At 52.6% G+C, this 6,146-nt stretch carries 4 protein-coding genes; all 4 read left to right on the top strand.

The window, feature by feature from the left end:
* The first annotated feature begins 98 nt into the window (after positions 1-98).
* Positions 99-1,046 (top strand): hypothetical protein, encoded by a 948-nt coding sequence (locus OXG87_06490; GenBank protein ID MCY3869188.1) that lies wholly within the window; start codon positions 99-101, stop codon positions 1,044-1,046.
* A gap of 104 nt (positions 1,047-1,150) precedes the next feature.
* On the top strand, positions 1,151-1,744 hold the full coding sequence (locus OXG87_06485) for an RNA polymerase sigma factor (protein ID MCY3869187.1): 594 nt from the start codon (positions 1,151-1,153) through the stop codon (positions 1,742-1,744).
* A 31-nt stretch (positions 1,745-1,775) separates the two neighbouring features.
* Positions 1,776-2,921, top strand: coding sequence for a hypothetical protein (locus tag OXG87_06480; GenBank protein ID MCY3869186.1), 1,146 nt, complete (start codon positions 1,776-1,778; stop codon positions 2,919-2,921).
* A gap of 83 nt (positions 2,922-3,004) precedes the next feature.
* Complete coding sequence (locus OXG87_06475) at positions 3,005-6,091, top strand: hypothetical protein (protein ID MCY3869185.1); 3,087 nt, start codon at positions 3,005-3,007, stop codon at positions 6,089-6,091.
* The last annotated feature ends 55 nt before the right edge of the window (positions 6,092-6,146 follow it).

Here is a 6,146-nt window from a genome sequence, read left to right as displayed (position 1 = left end):
AGAGGATCCCGATGTCGGGGAAGTTCTGGATGCACTTTTCGATGCGGATGCCGATTTGATGCGGTCCGTCATTCGCGGGGCTTGGGAGAGGAGGAACGATGAACAGTGAACAGCGTTCTGTGCAAAATCCGCTTGCCACGCTGGATTTGAGTCGGTTTCGCATTGATTCCGAGAGTTTTGTGGGGCAGGTTATTGAATTGGGGACGCGCTTTGAAAAGTTGCCGCCCAATGTTGGAGATGCGCTTTTGGGTTTTTTGCGCTTGCAGGGGTTGCACTATGGCAAGCGCTACCGGTCAGGGATTGCAATCAGGCGTGAGAATTTGGAACACGGGGTGCGGCAGGCGCTGATTTCTATGGATCTCGGTTTGGAGGCGCGTGCAGAGAGTGATTTAAACCAGGCTGTGGATATTATCGCGCAAGGAGAGTTTGAGGCGTGTCGAAAACGCGGGTATGAGATCGCATTTTTTCGTTTGCAAGAAATGGCACAGATGTGTCGGGCAATGTTGTTGCGCCCCGAAGTGAAATTTTTGCAGTCCGAATATCGCGCGATAGCCCGCTGGGCAACCGCGGTACCAGAGACGTGGATGCGTCCCCAGGATGATGATGAGGATGAATCCCAGTTGGTTGATCCAAAGCGCGATTATGAGGCTTATCAGGTTGCGTTCAGGCGGCTTGCGTTTTTGCGGTCTATTCCCAAAGCTGCGCTGATCGAGGTAGAAATGGCTGTTGAAGCACGCACGTATGACGGATTGCTGCGCAATCTCATTCTGGCACTGGCATTAGATATGGAATCGCTTTTGCCATCGGATGTGCAGATTGAGGCATTTCGCCAGAGATGTTTTGAAGAAGGGAAGATGAGGGAGGAGGTGCGAAGTAAGGTTTTTGAGTTGATGGATCGACAGCTCGAGACCAGTGTTGAAGATACGGAAGATCGCCTGGCGATTCGACGCGAATTTGAGGCGGAAATTGAATTTTTAGAGGAGGTGTCTTTCAGCCCTTTCACAGGGGTCTTTTTGTTGCCAGATCAGCCTGAAGACGAGGAGTGAGAGGCACGAGGCATATCTGTAATAGAAGCGCAGTCCATCAGGGCTGCGCTTTTTTTTGAACCTTCGGGCATTGGGCGGTGTCGATTCCCACAGGAGGATATTTTTTGACACCATCGGACGCGATTTTGATGCAGCGAATTGTGGCGCGGGATCAAGAGGCTTTTGCGATTCTGTTTGTGCGCTATCAGGCGCAGGTGACTGAGAATCTGCGTTGGGTGACGCGGGATCCGATCATAGCAGATGATTTGACACAGGAGGTTTTTCTCAGAGTTTGGAATCGGGCCGATCAATGGTCGGGACAAGGGTCTTTTCGGGGATGGTTGTTTCGAATTGCGAGAAATTTGTCGCTGAATCAATTGCGAAGCCAAAGTCGCCGTCGCGAACAGCCTCTGGAAATGCCTTCGCTTTACGATGAGGAGGACGAAGAACAACCCGTTCCGGGGTGGATGATCGATCGGGCTGCGCTGGGACCCGATGTGCAATTAGAACGGGCTGAACAACGGCGCATTTTGCAGGTGTTGATCGATGCGTTGCCAGAGGAAAAACGCGAGATATTTCAGATGGTGTACGAAGATGAGGTGACGCTTCGAGAAGTTGCCGAACAGTTGGCGATTCCAGAAGGTACAGTGAAATCGCGGCTGTTCCACGCGCGCAAGCAACTCGCAGAGGCATGGGGTCGGAGGTATGGGAGAGGGTAAACAGCAGTAGCAGTTCACCAAAGGAGGTATAATGTCCGCACCGTCCATTGTAGAGATTGTTGAAACCTATCGCCATCAATATGTGCAGGATGCGAGACAGACAGATCGCTCAATGTTGGAGAAAGGCAAATCTGTGCTCTACGACCAGATCGAAAAAGCATCCTGGGACTCGGAAATGGTGCATCGCGGGATGGAGTTGCTGGACTGGTTAGGCGATAAAACGGAGATTGTTAAACTGTTGCAAAAATACTTGCTGCGCCCTTTGTCTATACAGGAAGAAGCCTGGGCAAGATGGCATTTGACTGATAATTTGGCAATGTTGGGCAAAAATAAAAAAGCTGTAGAAAGTCAGAAAGCCTATTTGAACTGGGCAATGCGGGTTTTGCCTCAACCCGAGTGGTTGATTTCCACAGATTGGCTGTGGGATTTTTTGCCCTGGCGAACGAAACGGGAGGATGTTCCAGCTAATGAAGGACTTTTATTTGAGATTATGTCCGATGGCACACAGGCTCAATGCTGGTTTAAGACCGGTCAAAGCGATGCATGGTTGGAAATTTATCACAATCTTATGAAAGATATTGCGCCCACATCGCGAAACAGATTCATGAGGCGTTATTATGTGCGCTCCGCGATAATAGTATTGGGTTGGTGTCAAAAGTTACAAGAAGCACTATTGGAAGTGGATAATCTGGATCAAATCAGTCGTGAGGATCCCGGTTGGTCAGAGGCATTTGAGACGTGGGGAGATGCGAGGTGTGTTGAGATGGATGCTTATGGCAGGATGAACGAAATATCGCAGGTGAGGCAAATTGCAAAATCTACGACCTCTCGTTTAGAAGAGCAATTTGAAGTGCGGGACAATTTAACAGCAGAAGAACGTCAAGTGCTGTGGGGGCTGTATCACAATGCCGCTGCACCAATTTATCGCGCCAAACAATACGACCTGGCCATCCCGCTTTTCCAACGCGCCATTGAGCTTGGTATTCGATCGGAGTATTCCTACTTGTGGCTCGCGGCATCGATTTGGGCGACTGAGAGAGACCGGGATAAAGTTCTGTCGCTTCTCAAACGAGGTGTCTTTTTTTCGCGCTTTGACCAATACAAAGTGAGTAAAGCACCTGAATTTAGCGATATAGCCGATGATCCCGAGTTTTGTGCAGCGATAAAAAGGCCATAGAAACAGGTTCCAAAAATGATACCAGGCAGAAGAGCGATACAGTTCTCTGAGAAGTGTCTTTTAACATAGAGAGGAGGAATTTGATGAGTCTTTCAGTAAAGGCGCCGTGGCATAAAATTTCGTGGGATGCGTTTATTCAAAAGGGGTTGCCCGAGTTGTTGGCAAATCGGGTGTCGCTGGCGGGGTATCAGGTGGTGTCAGTGGATGAATATACCTGTGAATTGCATCTCGCGATTCAGGGGGGACAAGAGGTTGTGTACAAAGATATCCCTCAGTCCGACGATTGGGGACGGTTTAAGGTAGATGGCTTTTTTCTAACGGTGGTTCCCGCGCCGACTGATGTGGATTTGGCGCGGGCTGAGATTCGGTGTGTAGGGGAGCAATTGCGCGATTATATTGCCGAGCGGTTGGAAAATATGCCAGAGATGCTGGGAGATGCAGTTGAAACGTGGTTGCCGTTGGGAGATTGGATTCACACATTTTTTATGGAAGAACCCACATCACAGTCTTTGCAGGCGACCAATTTGCAGGATATGTGCGTTCATTTGCGGCGGGTGACGTTGATCCCAATTATCGGTGAGGCCGATGAGGGGATAGAGAATTGCTATCATCCGTCACACGATGGGCGCGTGTGTCCTTATTGCACGCCCGAGGGACCGAATCTCGCGCGGATTTTAGAGGTGGCTCAGGGAGCGACGATTCGCGATGGCAAGCTGGTGATTGAAGACGATGCGCCTGAAAAACGGCTGGGCATAGGTGCTTCGGTGGTTCCGTTTTTGGAACACAATGATACCAATCGCGTTTTGATGGGTGTGAATATGATGCGGCAGTGGATTGGTGCGCCAAGCCCCGATATGCAGCGCGATGAGCAGGGTGTGTGGCACGCGTATCACGCGCAATATGACGGCAAAACACTGGAGTCGGAACCCGCGCTGGTGCAAACGGGGTGTGAACCGCGCGATCCGCATTTTTGGACGGGGTACAATTTGCTGACCGCCTTTATGGCGTGGAATGGTGATACACTCGAAGATGCGGTTGTGATGAGCGAATCTGCGGCGAACCGGATGATGCTGCCCAATCGCGTTGCGCCGGGCGATAAGCTGAGCAATCGACACGGTTTTAAGGGGGTGGTGTCGCGCATTTTGCGAGATGAACAGATGCCCAAATTGCCAGATGGTACGCCTGTAGAACTTATTGTGAGTGTGTGTGGTTTGCCGTCGCGGTTGAATATTGGACAGTTGCGCGAATCTGTGGCCGGGCGCATTGCAAAGGCCGAGGGAGAGCCGGTTATTATTCCCGCGCTCAATGCGCCAAAGGACGATGAGATACGCGCTCGTTTGAGAGCTAATGGGCTGGCTGAAGATGGTATGGAGACGCTGACGGTGAATGGGGAGACGCTGCCGCGCCGCACCACTGTAGGGTGGGTATATTGGGGGCGCACGTTGCATCTGGCAGCAGATAAAATTCACATGGGTGTAAAGCCGGGTCAACGCGATCAAGGGTTGGGTGAGACAGAGTTTTTGGCGTTGCGAGAAGCGGGTGCTTTTGGGGTGATTGACGATTTGTTCAATACGTGCGCAGTGGATCGAGATGATGCCGATACTCTATCTGACCGCGTCGTGGCGGGACCCGTTACTCCTAATGCGCCGTCCCCTCAGTTTGATGAGCTAATTGGGCATTTATCGAAAGGTGGGGTGGCTGTTGCGCTGGATGAACGCGGCACCGAGTTTTCGTTGAAACGCGATGGGGATGTCGCGCTTGCGCGTTCGGTTCCACATCCGTGGCTGCCGGGGCATTCGCTGACACATGTGAGTGGAAGAGATGTGCCCCGCGCATTGCTGGAAGCCAATGACCGATTGGCGGAGATGATTGCCAATGGTGCGCCAGATGTGCTGGTGGACCGCGCGGTTGAGACGCTGTCTGAGCGGGTTCGCGCGTTTTGCGAGTTGCAGCGTTTGCAATTTCAGGCGCGCGCGTTGTTCAGCGGGCGTTCGGTGACTGTGCCCGCACCCGAATTGGGATACGATCAGGTCGGTGTGCCGGAAGAAATGGCGTGGACGTTGTTTGGGCCGTTTGCAGCGCGAGAGGTGGGAGTTGAAGAAGTGGATAGGCGGTCGAGAAAAGCAGAGAAAGCTCTGGATGCGGCTATGGCTGAGTTATGGACTGTGGTGCTTCGCAATCCCGCGTTTTCGCCAATGGCTTTTGTGGCGTGTCGTCCGGTGCGCGTGGCAGATGATGCGGTGCGCGTGAGTGTGGCGATTTGCAAGATGATGAATATGGATTTTGACGGCGATCAGGTGGCGATTTTTGTGCCGGTGACCGAAGACGGTCAACGGTCAGCTGAAGAGCATCTGTCGGCAGTGGCGCATCTGAATCGGGATCCGGGGCTAATTGCACGCGAGAAGGTACACCCGATGCACGACGCGCTGTTTGGTCTGGCGTATATGAGTATGACGGATGAGGGGTGGCAGGAGATTGCGGAGATTGTCGGCGATGAGGTTGAGCGCAAAGGGTTATTTGTCAATAAGCATCAGGTGATGGACTGGATGGCGGATGCAATGGCGCGCGATGGCTCGAAGGCTGCATTGGATCTGGCAGCGCGATTATGGGATAGAGGGTTTGATGCCGCGCGTAAGACAGGTGCGTCGATGAGTGCGTTTATCGGTTCGTCGCTCGACTGTCCCGATCCGCCAGAGGGCGATGACCCAGATGTCTGGCGCGATTATCCCGATGAGGTGTCGGCTGTGTTGGCGCGGTTTCGCGAATATGACGACGATGATCTCGGGGTCCCTGCGCTTCTGGTGGCATGTGGTGCGCGTGCCAATTGGCAGCAGGTTAGACTTTATGTGGCTCCCCAGGGCGTGACGCGGAATGATCAGGGTGGATTTACGCCCTTGAAGCACGGTTTTCGAGAAGGGCTGACGCCAGAGGAACTTTTTGCGCGGGCGATTGGGGCGCGCTGGGGTTTGGCCAATGCGCTGGCGGAGATGCTGGCGATTCAGAGCGATCTGGAAACGCAGAGTGCGCCCGGTGGGTATGGCGTTTTGGCGCGGGCACGCAGGTCGGAAAAGCCGGGTGTGGTATTTGCCCGCGCAGCGCAAAAGGGCGAGCGCGATCCATTGACAGATGAGTATAGTCGGTTATTTGTAGGGTTACCGGTGGAAGTGTGAAACGGTGATTGCTATAATAAAGGGTAAAGAAAAAAGTTGAGTATAAAGGCCATAG

The sequence above is a fragment of the Gemmatimonadota bacterium genome (genome assembly GCA_026706845.1).
In the GTDB taxonomy this organism is placed as follows: Bacteria; Latescibacterota; UBA2968; order UBA2968; family UBA2968; genus VXRD01.
The sequence above is the reverse complement of the archived record's forward strand: the minus strand, read 5'-3'. Positions and strand labels throughout refer to the sequence as shown.

Coding starts and splice junctions, on each gene's coding strand:
- OXG87_06490 (MCY3869188.1), top strand. CDS start 99: ATGAACAGTGAACAGCGTTCTGTGCAAAATCCGCTTGCCACGCTGGAT.
- OXG87_06480 (MCY3869186.1), top strand. CDS start 1,776: ATGTCCGCACCGTCCATTGTAGAGATTGTTGAAACCTATCGCCATCAA.
- OXG87_06475 (MCY3869185.1), top strand. CDS start 3,005: ATGAGTCTTTCAGTAAAGGCGCCGTGGCATAAAATTTCGTGGGATGCG.